Annotated in this window: 16 protein-coding genes; all 16 read right to left on the reverse strand. The window is 38.2% G+C overall.

Going from position 1 to position 17,396, the window contains the following annotated elements:
• Position 1 precedes the first annotated feature (1 nt).
• From hisH to JAO78_RS04545, 16 genes are read right to left on the reverse strand one after another with little or no spacing between them, the layout of a single operon-like run.
• Positions 2-616 (reverse strand): imidazole glycerol phosphate synthase subunit HisH, encoded by a 615-nt coding sequence (gene hisH / locus JAO78_RS04470; RefSeq protein ID WP_226750153.1) that lies wholly within the window; start codon positions 614-616, stop codon positions 2-4.
• Positions 613-1,746 (reverse strand): N-acetyl sugar amidotransferase, encoded by a 1,134-nt coding sequence (locus JAO78_RS04475; RefSeq protein WP_226750154.1) that lies wholly within the window; start codon positions 1,744-1,746, stop codon positions 613-615. Before JAO78_RS04475 ends, hisH begins: the two co-directional genes overlap by 4 nt.
• Before the next feature lie 13 nt (positions 1,747-1,759).
• Entirely contained in the window at positions 1,760-2,578 is an 819-nt protein-coding gene (locus JAO78_RS04480; RefSeq protein ID WP_226750155.1) for a glycosyltransferase, read from the reverse strand.
• Between the two features lie 9 nt (positions 2,579-2,587).
• A complete protein-coding gene (locus JAO78_RS04485; protein WP_226750156.1) occupies positions 2,588-3,691 on the reverse strand; it encodes an EpsG family protein in 1,104 nt (367 codons plus the stop codon).
• Positions 3,688-4,602 (reverse strand): WavQ, encoded by a 915-nt coding sequence (locus JAO78_RS04490; RefSeq protein WP_226750157.1) that lies wholly within the window; start codon positions 4,600-4,602, stop codon positions 3,688-3,690. Before JAO78_RS04490 ends, JAO78_RS04485 begins: the two co-directional genes overlap by 4 nt.
• Positions 4,602-6,116, reverse strand: a complete 1,515-nt coding sequence (locus JAO78_RS04495) for a lipopolysaccharide biosynthesis protein (RefSeq protein WP_226750158.1) — start codon at positions 6,114-6,116, stop codon at positions 4,602-4,604. The genes JAO78_RS04490 and JAO78_RS04495 overlap by 1 nt, the downstream gene beginning before the upstream one ends.
• A gap of 4 nt (positions 6,117-6,120) precedes the next feature.
• Positions 6,121-7,251 (reverse strand): dTDP-4-amino-4,6-dideoxygalactose transaminase, encoded by a 1,131-nt coding sequence (gene rffA / locus JAO78_RS04500; RefSeq protein WP_226750159.1) that lies wholly within the window; start codon positions 7,249-7,251, stop codon positions 6,121-6,123.
• Positions 7,235-7,813 (reverse strand): acyltransferase, encoded by a 579-nt coding sequence (locus tag JAO78_RS04505; RefSeq protein WP_226750160.1) that lies wholly within the window; start codon positions 7,811-7,813, stop codon positions 7,235-7,237. Before JAO78_RS04505 ends, rffA begins: the two co-directional genes overlap by 17 nt.
• 35 nt (positions 7,814-7,848) lie before the next feature.
• Positions 7,849-8,379, reverse strand: a complete 531-nt coding sequence (rfbC, locus tag JAO78_RS04510; protein ID WP_226750161.1) for a dTDP-4-dehydrorhamnose 3,5-epimerase — start codon at positions 8,377-8,379, stop codon at positions 7,849-7,851.
• Positions 8,380-8,384: 5 nt separating this feature from the next.
• Positions 8,385-9,275 carry a dTDP-4-dehydrorhamnose reductase gene (gene rfbD, locus JAO78_RS04515; RefSeq protein WP_226750162.1) on the reverse strand — a complete coding sequence of 297 codons (891 nt, stop codon included), beginning with the start codon at positions 9,273-9,275 and terminating at the stop codon, positions 8,385-8,387.
• Entirely contained in the window at positions 9,266-10,144 is an 879-nt protein-coding gene (gene rfbA, locus JAO78_RS04520) for a glucose-1-phosphate thymidylyltransferase RfbA (RefSeq protein ID WP_226750163.1), read from the reverse strand. Before rfbA ends, rfbD begins: the two co-directional genes overlap by 10 nt.
• Position 10,145: 1 nt before the next feature.
• Positions 10,146-11,210 carry a dTDP-glucose 4,6-dehydratase gene (rfbB, locus tag JAO78_RS04525; protein WP_226750164.1) on the reverse strand — a complete coding sequence of 355 codons (1,065 nt, stop codon included), beginning with the start codon at positions 11,208-11,210 and terminating at the stop codon, positions 10,146-10,148.
• Positions 11,210-12,463, reverse strand: a complete 1,254-nt coding sequence (wecC, locus tag JAO78_RS04530) for a UDP-N-acetyl-D-mannosamine dehydrogenase (protein ID WP_226750165.1) — start codon at positions 12,461-12,463, stop codon at positions 11,210-11,212. The genes rfbB and wecC overlap by 1 nt, the downstream gene beginning before the upstream one ends.
• A 3-nt stretch (positions 12,464-12,466) precedes the next feature.
• Positions 12,467-13,588 carry a non-hydrolyzing UDP-N-acetylglucosamine 2-epimerase gene (wecB, locus tag JAO78_RS04535; protein WP_226750166.1) on the reverse strand — a complete coding sequence of 374 codons (1,122 nt, stop codon included), beginning with the start codon at positions 13,586-13,588 and terminating at the stop codon, positions 12,467-12,469.
• Between the two features lie 8 nt (positions 13,589-13,596).
• Positions 13,597-14,523, reverse strand: coding sequence for a Wzz/FepE/Etk N-terminal domain-containing protein (locus tag JAO78_RS04540; RefSeq protein WP_226750167.1), 927 nt, complete (start codon positions 14,521-14,523; stop codon positions 13,597-13,599).
• Positions 14,524-14,575: 52 nt separating this feature from the next.
• A complete protein-coding gene (locus tag JAO78_RS04545) occupies positions 14,576-17,296 on the reverse strand; it encodes an SLBB domain-containing protein (protein ID WP_226750168.1) in 2,721 nt (906 codons plus the stop codon).
• Positions 17,297-17,396: the final 100 nt, after the last annotated feature.

Raw genomic sequence — 17,396 nt, forward strand, 5'->3', positions numbered from 1 at the left:
GTTATATATTCGCAAAGTTTTTAAGAAGCGTTACGCCATTTAAAAGGCTTTTTTCTGGGTGAAACTGAAAACCATAAATATTATCTTTATGTACAGCACACGAAAACTCGCCAGCATATTCAGCAACCGCTAAAATATCTTCCTCGTTATTAGCGCTAAAATAATAAGAATGTAGAAAATAGAAACCTTGCTCGTAGTCAATACCAGCAAAAACATCAACATCTTTTTTGGGCTTTACTCGGTTCCACCCCATATGTGGAATAGTTGGCTTATGTCTTAGCTTTGCAACGTCAATCTTACGTACTGAACCAGAAACCCAACCTAAACCTTGCATCACGCCTTCTTCGCTAGAATCAGCCATTATCTGCATGCCAACACAAACGCCAAGTACTGGAACATTTTGGTTCAGCACCATATCATCAAGTTTCTCACGCATACCTGACTTGTTCAAAAGGGTCATTGCGTAATCAAAAGCGCCAACACCTGGTAAAATAAGCTTATCAACTGAATCAAAATCTTCAGAGTTCTTAATAGACTTGAAAGGAATATTCAATTGCTTAAATATGTTTGCAAAAGCGCTTATATTGCCCAAGCCATAATCAACTATACCAATCAACGTTTGCCACCCTTTTCCAAACCAAATGCACGCATTACTTTTGCACCTAAATCGTAAATACTCTGCTGATTCTTATAATCTTTGTATGTTTTATTGGGAGCACCCATGTAAGCTTGCAACTCATCAACAGTTATTCCAAGCTTAGTGGCTATATACTCGAACTCATTCACGATTTGCTCTTTGTCATAAGCCGGTTGCTTTAATTTTTCTAAAGCCTCATCGCGGGTCATTTGGCCAGTAAGGATTAAACTGGAGTATTGCACTTTACGTGTATCGTAACCAAACTTTTTAGGTAACCAATAACCCTCATAAAACTTTGTAAAGCGAGACTCAAAATGTTTTTGTGCATAACGTTGGTAACCAAAATTATCGACAAGAAATTGTGTTGCGTCTTCTTTATGATAAGGCATGTAGTCTAGTGGGCGGATAAGTTTAATCCCTCTAATGTAAGGTAAAAAAACTTTATGCCAGAGAATGTTCGTAACAGGGTAATTTTTTAACGGGATAGTACCAAACTTTTTATGTATATCAACAAGTTGGGTGGCATCAGATTGATAATACATCCATTCAAGCGGGTTGCGCACACATTCTGTAGAATAATTGCCGCCAGTTAATATGTAGTTAACCTTGTACTTGGCTGCAAACTTATACATCGTTGCAAAAAAAGCATGATCTTGTGGGCTGTCTATATGCGAAACCCCTGACTTAATGAAAGCAAGCTGCAAATCTTTCATTTCTTCCCAATCAATAACTTCCGTATATAAATCGAGACCTAATTTATCGACAATTTTCTCGATGTTATTAACAGCGGTTTGAGAATTCCAGCCAGCATCCACGTGAAATACCAACGGCCTTAACCCAAGCTTTTCTTTAGCAAGATAGGTCAGGTATGAGCTATCGATACCACCACTCATGCCAATAATACAGTCAAAATCTTTGCCTTTACCTTCAGCTTTAATTTTATCGGCAATGGCCATAATGTTGTTAAAGCCAACTTCGTCGGTGTGCCATTTTGGTTTAATGTCTTTGTCGAATGTAAGACAGTGATCACACACCCCATGCTCATCAAACACAATTTTAGAGTCTGTTGTGTCCATAACACAACGTGTACAAACTTGGAAATCACGCATTAATAACTATCCTTTATGGCCAAACTTTAACATATTTACGATATTCTTTATGTGCTTGGCGAGAGTATTGCCACTTCAACTTGCCGGGAATCATCCCAGTAGAAGCGTGACAGTAATGGGTTACTGAAATTCGAGGCTCATAGTACGTTTTAAAGCCTTTTTCCTCAAGTTGCTTTGACAAAAAGAACTCTTCATACATCAAAAAGGTCGGCGCCCATAGCTCGTCAAAATGTTCAAAAAACTTAGGCGTCAATATATAGCAAGCACCGTAGCCTTGGTGTATTTCCTGAGCTATAGCATGTTGTTGTTCATCTTTTCGGTCAGTGAAGCGGTGCGTGACTTTAGCTAAACGCACTATCAACCCAGCAAGCAAATAACTTGTATGATACAAGTCATAAATAAATTCACGTTTTTTACTAATACCATTAATCACATGAGGATTCTGTGGTGTGCCATCTAACATTCTAATATTAGGTGATACGACTGGGTATTTGTCAAAAACAGAACTGCACTGTGCGAGCTGTTCAGCAAAATCAGTTGGAAAAACCAAGTCGTTATTGCCGACAACGAGATATTTGGCATCGGGGTATTTCTGCCTGACAAGTCGAATACCAACATTTAAGCCTTCGAAATAACCAAGATTTTCAGGGTTTTTAATAAGGTCAACATGTGGTGCTTTAGCAAGAACATTAAGCTTATCAATGTCAGTTTTAACTGACGCATTATCGACTATAGTCAAATTAAAAACTAAGTCTTTTACTAATAATAAAGATTGATAAAGGCCATTTGAAAAGTCAGCATTGTTATAATTCGTAACTATAATATGTATCATAAATTCTTCTTAATTAAAAATTACCATTTGATAAGTTGCTAGCCCACCCTCTGTTAAGGGAGTACTTAGGCTGCGGGGTAGCGAAATCAACTGCCATAAGGAGAAGGCAAACACCAGAAGAAATGAAAAGATTATCTTCGTTGATTTTGTATTTAGTTGAAAAATTCGTCTAAATATAATAACAAGAAAAATCAAATCAAAGAGAGGAGCAAGCCTAAGAAAAAAAACAGGAGCAAGTGAGAAAATCAAGGCAATAGACGACAGGCCTAAAGCTATTTTTTCTAAAAAAATATGCTCTCTATCTAAAAATTTTGTACTATTAGCCAAAAAATTCAAAGAAAATATTACTACAAAGAAAAAGAATAATTTAGCTAGAGAAAAAAAACCAACATTGGAGTCAGGATCATTCAAATATCTTTGCAATCTAGCAAGGGCATATAATGTATCACCAAAGTCGACTGCAACACTGAAGCCAATAAATTTATAAAACAAAGCAACAAGAAAAGAAAAAATAAAAATAATGTAAAGCAACTGCCTAGAAATAATTTTATGAAACAGCAACAGCGGAATAATTAAAAATGTCGAATAATGAAACATTAAAGATGAAAAAGTAAATGTAAAAACGAGAAACTTATTATTCTTAAAAGAAAAATAAAAGGATAACAATATTAAACTTGTTGCTACAGACCAGCGCAGCTCACTAAATTCAGTAGTTACAAAGTGAAGGCACAAATAGCAAGTTAACACTAAAGGCGCAGAATAACTAAACTTCGTTACGAAAAAAAATTTGCCAGATATAGAAATAAACGCGCAAACCAAGGTAACAACGTAAAAATCTAAATTGAGCGATTTCACAGCAACATTAAGCAAAAGATAACCTAATTCCCCATAAGTATCTCGAAGGTGATGGTATTCCAGCATTGCCAAACTCGGAAGAGAGTGAAATATATCATAATAAGCTTCATAATCTGTGTCTGAAAAATAACGAAAACCAGCAATAATAACAACAACAGCAGAAATCATTAAAGAAATAAAAAAATTAATTTTTACTTTTAGCAATGAACTAAAAAAAAACATCGCGGAGAAGTAAACAGGAAAAAGATAAAATATCATAATCTAAAATACTCTATGCTCTCTTCAGCAAAATTTTTAACTCTATCCTTACACTTTTTTTCCTCATTTAATATATGCTCTTTAACTAATTCGTTTGTATTTTCCAACCAAGCCATGTCATCAAAACCATATGCAATTCCATACCTATCTGAATCTAAGGGGTACCATTCTTTTTTATCAACACCAGCATCACCTATTACTATTGATTTGCATCCACAGAGTGTGGCAAATATTGAATACGCCGTATATGTATCATAACTAACAAAAAACTCGACTTCCTTAAAAACTTTAGCAACTTGCTGGTGTGAAAGATTATCAATCAAAATATCTTTTGAATGGTCTTTCACAAAAGACTTTCCCTTGCCTTTACGTATACAATATGCGTAACCACTTCTTTTTTTTGAAATATTTGACAAGTTATAATGCTCTAAAGGGTAATGAATGACTTTTAACTCGTTCGGTGAAGTACAGGAACCTGGAAAATTAAAATCCTTTATAGCAGAATTAAATTTAAAAATTAATTCGCCAGAACTAAAGTAAAAACGTTTTTCATGAAAACCAGGTTGATGCAGTAGCCATCTAACCACATTTTTAGCACCAAGGGGATTACCAAATACAACCTCAGGATAAACAACAACGAAATCATCTAAATTATTAATACTTCCATTGAAAACAGGGGTGTCAAAGTGGACATTACTTTTAAAAGGTCTCAATGAGTTATAGACAGACCACTTTACAAAATTACACATATTCTTAAAAAAATTAAATCTGTTAATTTCATAAGTGTATGCGTAGGGAAACAAATAGGATTCATGGCCTAATTCATTTAAGATATGACATAGTTTGTGCAACACCACTACACCGCCACTCTTTTCATTATATGAGGGAGTGAAAATAAGAAATTTAGCCATTACAACCTCATGCCTACAGGTTCTTTTTTTGATCTTGACAACTTGACAATAAACCTACAAATGAAATAAAAAACTACTACATAAAATATTGAAAATAAAATAATTTGAAATTTTAAATATTCTCCTCTCAAGAAAAAATTAGCCGACTGAAGAAAAAGAGAAGATGCTGCAAAAACAATAATTGGAAGGAAAAACATTTTCAACTGAAACTTCTTAAAATAACTATTCAGAGTAATTGACCCCCACACAATAAAAAACAAAAAAGAAGATACAAGACTAAATATCGCACATGCTTCCGCTCCATATTTAATTGCGATAAAAATACTACCGGGAATAGTTATAGAACTATAAATTAAATAAGCATGAAACTGTCTGTTTAAACGGTTAGTTGAGTAATAAAATAAAAAAATGAAATTTGAAAATGACTGGATAACCGCAGAATATAACAGCCATTTTAGGTATACGTGAACATTCTCTGTTAAGGTAATATCAGCGAGCCAAAAACTTAAAATATACTTTCCAAAAGAAAAATACATTGGGGTAAATAGCGCAAAGAATAAAACAAAAAAAGTAAAAAATCTAATAATAAGCTCTGAGTAATTTGAAAATTCACTTGAACTATATAGACTTGCCAGCCTTGGCATTAAAAATTGGTTAAGAGGCATTATTACTAAATTAACACTTAACGCAACTTGCGCTGCTATTTGGTAGTAGCTGAACGTTTCCATGGAAACATATTTTGATAATACCAACTTGTCAATTTGAGTCGAAACTGTCCAGATTATAGTTAACCCCGATAAATGGATACAGTTCTTAACAAAGCCTAAAAACTGATATCTGCTTATATCCGAACTTATCATTACTTTTTCTTCATAAGAAGATAGTTTTTTAGCTATATTTTTTGAATAAAAAAATCCTAAAAAATACATAACTAAACAGTCAATAAAACAGAAAAAGGCAACCGCTGCTAAATACACATCTACATCAGAACCATAAATTTTCAATATGTAATACGGTATTATGTATTGGCATGTAGTTATAACTACCTGCCATACTGATAACTGAATTTGCTTCTCAAATCCTACAAGCTTGCTAGTTAGGTATCCTTTTAAAAAGGTTAAAGACAAAATCACACCTATCATAATTAAGCTTTGGTTCATCAAGCTTAACGACAAGTCGGCTTCAAACCAAGATGATGCTAGAAAGTCAGCTCCAACAAAAAATAGTAAAAAAATAAGAACAGAAATTCCCATAATAAATAGGAAAACATTTAACCATAACTTTAAGGCTGCTGTGAACTCTTCAATATTAGTCTTGCTAATTGATAAAACTCTTACCATGCCTCCACTTATACCTGCATCTAAAAGGCCTAAAAAAGACATCATCAACAACATGAAAGATACTAATCCATATTGCTGGATGCCCACTTCAACGATTATTAACGGTATAAATAATAAGGGGAGCACAGCCTTTAGAAGCTGTGCTGTATATAGTGAAGATAACTTAATTAACAAAAACCTATCCTTCAATGTAAAACTTGTTTATTAAACTCACTATAAAATCTACTTCTTCAAATTTTAGTTCATAATAAAGCGGTAATCTAACTAATTGGTCACTATACTTGTCACAATTTAATAATTGTTCACCTGAGTATTTTCCTTCAAAGTATGGACTCTTATGTAACGAAATATAATGAAAAACTGCTGACACTTTATTATCTTTCAAAAATGCTATCAATCTAGACCGTTCATCTAGATTACTACATACTATATAAAACATGTGTGCATTATTAGTAGCATAATCTGGAATTACAGGTAGATGAATTTTCTCAGACAATTCTAAGTTGCTTAGCTTCTCGTAATATCGAAGCCACAACTCTTTTCGTCTAGTCTGAATTAAGTCAATACTTTCCAACTGAGCAAAGAGATAAGCTGCTATCATATCTGATGGTAAAAAAGAAGAGCCAATATCAACCCAGCCATATTTATCTACTTCACCACGAAAAAATGATGTACGGTTAGTTCCTTTTTCTCTTATTATTTCGGCTCTACTTGTATATTGTTCTTTATTAATAGTAAGCAAACCGCCCTCACCAGCGATTATGTTTTTCGTTTCATGGAACGAAAATGCGCCAAAGTCGCCAATCGAACCTAACCGCTTACCTTTATAATAGGAGTCAATTGCCTGAGCTGCATCTTCTACTACAAATAAACTATTTTCGGATGCAATGTTCATGATTCTATCCATATCACAAGCTACACCCGCGTAATGCACAACAACTATTGCTTTTGTTTTAGATGTAATAAGTTTTTCAATATGATCAGGATCTATATTTGGATTATCACTATAGCTGTCTGCAAAAACAATTTTTGCACCTCTCAATACAAACGCATTTACTGTTGATACGAAAGTATATGAAGGGGCAATTACCTCGTCACCCGGTTTTATATCAATTAGTATTGCAGCCATTTCTAAGGCGTCTGTACAAGATGTTGTTAAAAGGGCTTTTTTAAAACCCTGTTCTTTTTCAAAGAACTTATGGCATAACTTAGTATACTTGCCATCACCAGATATTTTCCCAGAAGCAACTGAGTCAGTTATGTATCTAATTTCATTATTAACAAGTAGTGGTTTATTGAAAGGAATCATTATTTTTTAAATCCAACATAAATTCTTTTTCCAATGCCAGAAGATTCTTGCTTCTTTCTGACCTTCTTTTCGCTGGTGTACCGAAATATATTCCCCAGCTAGTTGTTGAGCTAATAACTAAAGACATTGCGCCAATTGAACATCCTTCGTCAATTGTAACGCCTGGAAATACGACAGCATTTGTGCCTATAACTACATGTTTATTTATAGTTACTTTAGCAAATTTTTCATGCTTAAATTTCTTAGGGATATTCGAATTAACTAAAGACTCACCTGAATAATCATCGCTTTGAGAAAATACCTTTACGCCATAGGCCAATGTTACAAAATCAGACATAATTATCCCGGGTTCTCCACCCGCGACTAAACACATTGGTGTAATGTGACAATATTTCCCTATATCAACAAAGCCTGAAACAACACAGAAATCATCAATCCGTGACTTATCACCGATACTTATTTTCTCAGGATTATAAATTGACGCTTTATCACTTATTTTCACTCCACGGCCAAGGAAGCGGAAACCTATCTTCTCCATTTCATCCTGACTTAAATATGCCATAAAGCCACCTCTGAATATGCTTTTATCATCATAAATTAATAGTTAAAAAAATGGGCTGATGAATCTTTTTCATTTACGTTTATATCCTCTAAGCTTGGCCATTCAATATTTAAAACAGGTGATTTCCAATGAAGGGAGCGTTCAGACTCTTTGTTATAGTAACCGGTAGTTTTATAGGTAAATATAGTATTATCTTCCAGAGCAAGAAACCCATGGGCAAACCCTTCAGGTATCCACAACATTTTTTTGTTTTCGGCAGTCAATTCTACCGCAACGTGCCGACCATACGTCTTTGAGCTTTTCCGGATATCAACTGCTACATCAAACACACTGCCAGTTATAACCCGAACCAGTTTACCTTGTGCAAATGGCGATGTTTGATAGTGCAGCCCCCTTAACACGCCGCGATGAGATAGAGACTGATTATCTTGCACAAACTCTCTGTTAGCTATTTGCTTACAAAAACTTTTATGATTCCATGACTCCATAAACCAGCCGCGCTCATCGCTAAAAACATCGGGCTCTATAATTTTTACATCTGGTATAGCTGTATCTATAACTTTCATAGTTATCACTTATATAAAGTTAGGTTTTCCAATGCCTTAGCCCAATTAGAAGACTTAATGGCAAACTGTTTGTCTATTTTATCGCAATTAAGCATTGAATACGCTGGACGTTTAGCTGGCGTTTGATAATCTGCAGTTGTTATTGCATTGGTAACCGGTATTTTATTGATAAGTTTCAAGCTTTCTGCTTGCTTAAATATTGCTACTGCAAACTGATGCCAACTAACAAAAGGCATACCACTGAAATGGTAAATTCCCCACCTCGACTCTTCAGTATTTTTAAGCTGAACACATATACTGATGATGGCATCTGCTATATCACCCGCATAAGTTGGGCCACCGGTTTGGTCTGCAACTACCCTCAACTCTGGCTGGCTTTGTGCCAAGCGTAGCATGGTTTTAACAAAGTTATTGCCGTGTTCGGCAAATACCCAGGCGGTGCGCAAGATAATATGCTTACTGCAATGTTCAATTACGGCTAACTCACCGGCTAGTTTCGTTTTGCCGTAAATACTTTGCGGGTTGGTTTTATCTGTTTCCAGATATGGCGTATCACTTTCGCCGTTAAACACATAATCGGTAGACACATGAATAAGAATGGCATTTAGCTTTTCTGCTGTTTGGGCAAGGTATTTTGCACCAAAATGGTTTATAGCATCAGCTTGTTCTATTTCCTGCTCTGCTTTATCAACAGCTGTATAAGCAGCAGCATTGATAATGATATCTGGGGTAAAGGCCGTTAATTTTTTTTCTACTTCAAATGAATTAGCAATATCTAATGACGCTCTGTCAAACGCTTTCAGCTTTACCTTACCACTTAAGTTTTTAACGAGCTGAAAGCCTAGTTGGCCATTAGCGCCAGTAATGGCAACTTTTAAGTTAGTATCTAATTGCATGCGACTAACCGAGTTAGATATTGTCCATATTCATTCTTAAGCATTGGCTTCGCTAAACTCGTTACCTGTTCAGCTGTTAACCAGCCATTACGCCAAGCAATTTCTTCTAAACACGCAATTTTTAAGCCTTGCACATGTTCTATAGTTTGCACAAAAGAGGAAGCTTCATGCAGACTTTCATGGGTGCCGGTATCTAGCCAGGCAAAACCGCGGCCGAGTATTTCAACATTTAGCTTACCAGCTTCCAGGTACATCTGGTTAAGGGTAGTGATTTCCAGTTCGCCACGTGCCGATGGCTTAACCTGCTTAGCCAGCTCTACCACACTGTTATCGTAGAAGTATAAACCGGTTACTGCATAGTTAGATTTTGGTTTTGAGGGTTTCTCTTCAATCGATACTGCTTTCATATTGCTGTCAAATTCGACAACACCAAAGCGTTCAGGGTCTTTTACCATGTAGCCAAAAACAGTTGCCCCATCACCACGTGCCACAGCATTTTTTAAGGTTTTTGAAAATGATTGACCATAATAAATGTTATCACCTAATACTAAACACACATTGTCAGAACCAATAAATTCTTCACCAATTAAAAAAGCTTGAGCCAAACCATCAGGGCTTGGCTGTTCTGCATAGCTAAAATTCACACCAAAAGCACTACCATCACCAAGTAGACGCTTAAATCCTTCGATATCATCTGGAGTGGATATAATTAAAATATCGCGGATACCAGCAAGCATCAGAGTTGAAATTGGATAATAAACCATTGGTTTATCGTAAATAGGTAGTAATTGTTTAGACACACCTCGAGTTATTGGGTAAAGCCGTGTACCTGAACCGCCTGCTAATACTATTCCTTTATACTTGGCCATCTTAAGCTCCCTGCCCTAAACGTTCCATTTGGTAACTACCGTCTAATACAGCTTGCCACCAATCTTTATTGTTTAAGTACCACATTACTGTTTTACGTAAACCGCTCTCAAATGTTTCTTCGGGTTTCCAGCCCAACTCACGCTCTATTTTACTGGCATCTATTGCATAGCGTAGGTCATGTCCTGGACGATCTTTCACATAAGTAATTAAATCTTCAAATCGCTTTAAACCCTCAGGTTTATTTGGCACTAACTCTTCTAATAAATTACACAAAGTGTGTACGACTTCAATATTTTGTTTTTCGTTATGGCCACCGATGTTATAGGTTTCGCCAACAGCGCCTTCAGTTACTACCTTGTAAAGTGCTCGGGCATGATCTTCTACATAGAGCCAGTCACGGATCTGGTTACCTTTGCCGTACACTGGTAGTGGTTTACCAGCTAGGGCATTAAGAATGATTAGTGGAATAAGTTTTTCCGGGAAGTGGAAAGGGCCGTAGTTATTTGAACAGTTAGTGACAATAACCGGTAAACCGTAGGTACGTTGCCAGGCGCGCACTAAATGATCAGAGCTGGCTTTACTGGCTGAATAAGGACTACTTGGCGCGTAAGGCGTGGTTTCAGTGAATAGATCATCAGTGCCATGCAAGTCGCCATACACCTCGTCAGTAGAGATATGGTGAAAGCGAAATGCCTGCTTTCGTACTTCAGGCAAGTCTTTCCAGTAGTTACGAGCAGCTTCTAATAAGGTATAAGTGCCAATAATATTAGTTTCAATAAACGCTGCAGGGCCATCAATTGAACGGTCTACATGGCTCTCGGCTGCTAAGTGCATTACCGCATCGGGCTGGTGTTTAGCAAATAAGGTCTTCATTACATCAGGATTGCAAATATCAGCTTGCTCAAAGACATAGCGTATATCTTGTGCAATTTCAGCGACAGAATTTAGGTTGCCAGCATAGGTTAATTTATCGACATTAACTACCGAGTTATTGGTATTTTTAATAATATGCCGCACAACTGCAGACCCAATAAAACCTGCGCCACCTGTTACTAATAATTTCATTACCAGATTCCCTTACTATCTACAATGATGCCATGGCTTGGCTTAGCCGCTTTAAACGCTTTATGGTCAACCAACAAAACATGAATATCAGCCTGAGCAAAGGCTGTCTCGAATTCAACTAACTCTGCTGAGCTAAGTTTTGCTGGTAAACTCTGTACATTTGGCTCAACCAGTAACACCGCACCATTATGTAATGTCATAATTTGCTGCGCTATTGACAGCGCAGGGCTCTCTCTTAAATCGTCAATATCAGGCTTAAAAGCTAAACCATAGCAAGCAACGCTGACATCTTTAGTTGTTTTATCCGGGTTTGCCTGCATAAAATCCGCTATTGCTATTTTTACCTTATTGATTACCCACTCAGGTTTACTGTCGTTTACTTCACGTGCAGTGCGAATTAACCTAGCTTGTTCTGGTGTTTTGCTTACAATAAACCACGGGTCTACAGCGATACAGTGCCCGCCAACGCCTGGACCTGGTTGTAAAATATTTACTCTAGGGTGGCGATTAGCGAGTTTAATTAATTCCCAAACATTGATGTCGAGTTTGTCGCATATCATTGATAACTCATTGGCAAAGGCAATGTTTACATCTCTAAAACTATTTTCTGTTAGTTTTGCCATTTCTGCAGTACGAGCATTAGTAATAACGCACTCGCCTTGCACAAAGGTTTTATAAAGGGCAACGGCGTAGTCTGAGCACCTTGCTGTAATACCGCCAATCACTCGGTCATTTTCAATTAACTCACGCATTACATGCCCTGGTAAAACACGTTCTGGGCAATGCGCTATTCGAATGTCAGACTGCTCGTCATGCGTTTGTGGAAAAGTGAGGTCAGGTCTGGCATCAGCTAACCATTGAGCCATTTGCTCCGTAGCACCAACTGGTGAGGTTGATTCTAATATTACTAAGTTACCTTTTGCTAATACTGGTGAAATAGCTTGACAAGCAGCCTGAATGTAACTGAGATCAGGTTCATGATTGTCACCTTTAAAAGGTGTAGGTACCGCTACAATAAAGGCATCTGCTGCTTCGGCTACAGTGGTGGCTTTTAAAAAACCCTCAGTTACAGCAGCGTGCACCACAATATCTAAGTCGGGCTCAACTATATGAATTTTACCTTGGTTAATGGTATCAACTGCTTTTTGATTTACATCCACACCAATTACTTTAATTTTTCTGGACGCAAACACTGCCGCCGTAGGCAAGCCTATATAGCCAAGACCGATTACTGATAAAGAAGAAAATTTCATAAATTATTGACCTTGAAAAAGAGTGTCTAAAATGCGTTGACAAGCGTTACCATCCCCATAAGGATTATGTGCCCGGCTCATCGTGTCGTATGCAATTTTATCTGTAAGTAGAATGCTAACTTGGCTAGTAATGGTCTCAACATTCGTACCAACTAACTTAACCGTCCCAGCCTCAACGGCTTCAGGTCGTTCGGTGGTTTCACGCATCACCAAAACAGGTTTACCTAAAGAAGGCGCTTCCTCTTGAATGCCACCAGAGTCAGTTAAAATAATATGCGCACGCATCATTAAATAAACAAAAGGCAGGTAGTCTTGTGGTTCAATTAAGAAAACGTTTTTTAATCCGGCCAATAATCGGTTGACCGGTTCTTGCACATTAGGGTTTAAATGCACAGGATATACAATTTGACTATCTGGAAACTTAACTGCAATTTGACGTAAAGCTTCACATATGCGTTCAAAACCGCCACCAAAGCTTTCACGCCGATGACCCGTTACTAAGAGCATTTTTTTATCAGTATCTAAAAAAGGATAGCGTTCGCCAAGTGATGTGGCTAGGTCAACATCTTTTTCTATTTTTTGTTTAACCAACAACAATGCATCAATAACAGTATTGCCTGTTACAGTGACATTTTTTGCCGCGACATTTTCATCAAGTAAATTGTGTTGTGAAGTCTCGGTAGGTGCAAAATGATAGGTTGCAATAGCACCGGTTAATTTGCGGTTACCTTCTTCTGGCCAAGGGCTATAAATGTTACCTGTGCGAAGCCCTGCCTCTACATGCCCTACTTTAACTTGTTGATAATAAGCGGCAAGTGATGCGGCAAGCGTAGTGGCGGTGTCTCCATGGACAAGAACTACATCGGGTTTAAATTCAACTAAGACAGGGTGCAAGCCTTTTAGAATTGCTGTTGTTACATCGGTTAAGGTTTGCCCAGCTTTCATAATGTTAAGATCATAATCCGGTGCTATCTCGAATAGTGCTAACACCTGATCAAGCATCTCACGATGTTGCGCCGTGACACATACTTTTGACTCAAAACGCTTATCCACCTGTAACGCGTGCACTAATGGCGCCATTTTTATTGCTTCTGGCCTAGTACCAAATACTGTTAATACTTTCATTTTAATTCTTATTTCTTGTTTGAAAAATAGCGAACTAGAACAATCATCATGCTTAGCAAAGAACCCAACATAAAAGCTAGAACAACTATTAACGCTCGGCTAGGCTTAGCCTTTTTTTCAGCAACCACTGCTGGATCAATTGTTTTAAATACATATTCATCTCGCACGTTGGCTAGCATTACTGTTTTTGTTTGTTCTTCTATTAAAGAAAACAGCATAGTGCGTACATCTGCAATATTGGTTTGGGCAATTTGGCTATTTAGGTAGGCAATGCTTTTTTCTGCTTCAGTTAATTCGCGCTCACGCATTTCTTCGTTAATTGCTTTTACAAGCTTATCTACCCATGCCTTAGCCAAATAAGGGGAATAGTGTTCTACACTCAGTTTAACCATACCTGATGTTTTGTCTTGGTTTACAGAGAATAGCTTTTTGAAGTCTTCAAAGGTTTCTAAATTGCTGGGCTTTGGCTGAAAAGGCGCTTTAACTTTACGCACCCATTGCTGCGTGGCTTCGTCATATATCTTTTTATCTAAAACCAGCTTGTCTGAGCCTCTATCCCAACCTTCTGCCGCCATGATGGGAATGTATAAGTCATTCTGCTCAATAAAACGGGTAATAAAATCCCGAGATTTCAAAAGCTCGATAGCTAAACCTGTTTTATCGCCACCACCCATACCACCTAAGTTAACCCCGGCTAAGGCAGCTAAGCCACCTAATTGGCCAGGTATTTTTAAGCCACTGTCGTCCGCAACAGGCGCTAAAGTTACTTCACTTTTATAAATGTTCGGTAGAGATAAAGCATAAAACACTGCAGCCACACTGAATAAAACCGTTGTAGCCATAATAAGCCACTTACCTTGCCAAATAGCTTTAAACAGTTCGCGTAAATCTATTTCGTCGTCGGCAAGTTGCTGTTGTTGTAATTGTTCAGTCATAACGTTCCTAAGAAAGCCTTATCCGCATTTAAGAAAAGGCTAAGGCTTATGGTTAAAAGGAATTAAGAGCGGCAATTGCCACTGCCGTTTGATAGAAAATTTGGGTTACTTGTGCCCAAGTGCTTAAGCTGTCTTTATATTCGGTGTCTAACGGCATAATAATGGTATCGCCTGGCTTAAGCTCATCATTGGCTGCACTAAACCAGCTATTGCTGCCTGGTACCATTACCGAACCGTCGGCGCGAATAACAAACACGCGTTGTTCATCGGCACGCTTGCGTGAACCACCGGCTAGAGACAGATAATCTTTAACATTTAAGCCAGAACGGTAACGGTGTGAACCGGGGTGTTGCACCTCTCCCATTACGGTAATTGAGTTTTGTTTACGTGGAATAAAAATAGCGTCGTTATTATCTAATTCTATATCAAATTCGGTTTGGCCCATCATAATATTGTCGAGATCAATCGCTAAACGCCCGACAGGCTCTATGGCTTGTAACTCTTGGATCATTGCGATAGAAGGCGCACCTGAAGCATTTGGTACAATACTATTGCTAGTTAAAGATTTACTGGCAATATCGGCTCTTAATTGTTGCATTAAGCGCTCTGCTTGCTCTTGCTCGCGCCGTTTAATGTTTTCACGCGTAAATACCGCACCATAAGGATAAGCATTACTGGTGAAACCCCCGGCGCGTTTAATCACCTCTGACAGTTTTTCGCCTTTTAATACTTGGTATGTACCAGGGAATTTCACTTCACCCTGCACATTAACTAAGCGCACATGTGACCAATCGGGTGTAGTTAATACATTTAACCGATCACGGCTGGCGAGCGGCATGTCAGTGTCAGCATCGGTTAACATTTTGGCTAAATCGATATTAATATTTTGCTGGTTTAATTTAATATCACCTGCCTGCTGGATAAAACGGCTTAGCTCTGCTCTTTCTGGAAATGCAGAACTGTTTAAGCCACCGGCTGCTTTTACTAGCATAGACACGCGGCCATTTACTGGCAACGGATACTCGCCCGCTACTTTTACATCACCACTTATTGAAACAATGGGTAGCTGCTGAATGTTGTTGCTTTGCTTGCGTAACATTTGCAATAAAGGAAACAGCAATTCTCTGCGGGTAAGGTGCTTTGATAAGCCAATATAACTTGGCTCAAAAAACAGTTGGTTTAACATGCTGGCGATATAACTTTCAACAATACCGCTTGGGGATAAGTTTTGCTCAGCATTAGTAAACTGCGACGCACCAATACTGGCATTTTTACCTTCTAAGCTGCGGAAAAAATTACCCGCTACATCCCCTGCCAATAATGAATTATTGTTAAACTGCGCCAGCCGCTCTTCTACTGCACTTTTAATATGCGCATTTAATACATCGCGCTGATAGCTTTGATTACCTTGGTTAAAAACTAACACAATATCTTGGGCTTGTAAGCGTAATGGCGATTGCGGCATGCTGTTAACTTTTAAGGCATCGAGTAAGTTAAATTGAATTACTTCAACGTCGCCTCTGTTGTTTAGTTTTCTTACTACAAGTGCATAGTCTGCATCTGTTGTATTAATTAAATCTGACCAGACATTGGTAAGAATATCGTGTAAATGTAAACCTTGGTTCCAAGCATATTGCCCTGGTCGGGCTACGGCACCGGCAATCGTTACTTGCTCAAGTACCCGAGCAGACAGCTGTGAAACGATAACGTGGTCGCCCGCTTTTAAACTAAAGTTTTGTTGTGATTTATTGCTTAGATCAACGGTAACGAGTTCACGACCTGCTGCTGATGTGCGTTGTACTTTGATAGCATTACTTAACGCGCCTGCTTTTAAGCCACCAGCCATTGCAATTAAGGTGTTTAAATTTTCAGATTGGGCTAACTCGTAATGTGCGGGGCGCTGTACTTCACCCTCAATGGTTACCATGGTACCAACAGGGCTAATAAACAGCACATCACCATGCTGTAAAATAATATCGTTGCTGTTTTGGCCACGCAGTAGTAATTCGTATAAATCAAAATTGGCGACGGTTTTACCTGATCGAGTGACTTTAATATCGCGTAAGCTGCCAATATCAGACACACCACCTGATACAAATAACGCTTGAGTAACAGAAGTGAGCGCGGATACGGCATACATACCTGGGTTACGGGCTTCACCTGCAATAAAGATATTTATGGTGCGTAATTGGCCCATGGTAACAGCTGCTTGTAAGCCAATGTTTGCAGCGGTAATACGGTTACGGATAAGTTCGCTTGCTTCTAAATAGGTTAAACCTGCTACGTTGGCAGGGCCTAAATCGGGTAAATTTACGTTACCTTCACGGTTAACTACCAATTCATACATGTCGTTTTGTTTGCCATAGACCTGAACCAGTAAGGTGTCATCTGGCCCTAAACGGTAGTTTTCTGGCACGGGCGCATTGGCAACCGGAGAAAAAGTACTGATATTGGCATCAAATAAGCTTTCACCGAAACGTGGCAGCCCAGATGCTTTTGGCGCTGAACGAGCTGTGTTAGTTGATGTTTTCTGTTCAACTTGCTGTAAAGGTGCCACTGCGTTTTCTTGCAAGCGGCTCGCGCTACTGTTTCCGGTAAGCTGAGAAATATCTACACCGTATTGTTTAGCTAAGGCTTCTTGCTGAGCCCGCGGCAACTGTTTAAATTGCTCTATTTGCGCAGCTGACGGCTGTTGCGCCTGCACGCTAAGCGACAGTATCAGTGCTGTCGTTAAGACAGCAAAGCTACGAGTAAGAATGGTAGAAAAGCTCATTGATTTGCTTCCGTTGATGATGAATTTTGTCGTTTCTAAGCGTTCAGGCACGCTACCGCCACTGAGTTACGCGTCCCAGAACTTTTAATTAAATTTGTAA

The sequence above is a fragment of the Alishewanella maricola genome (assembly GCF_016343785.1).
GTDB lineage: Bacteria > Pseudomonadota > Gammaproteobacteria > Enterobacterales > Alteromonadaceae > Alishewanella > Alishewanella maricola.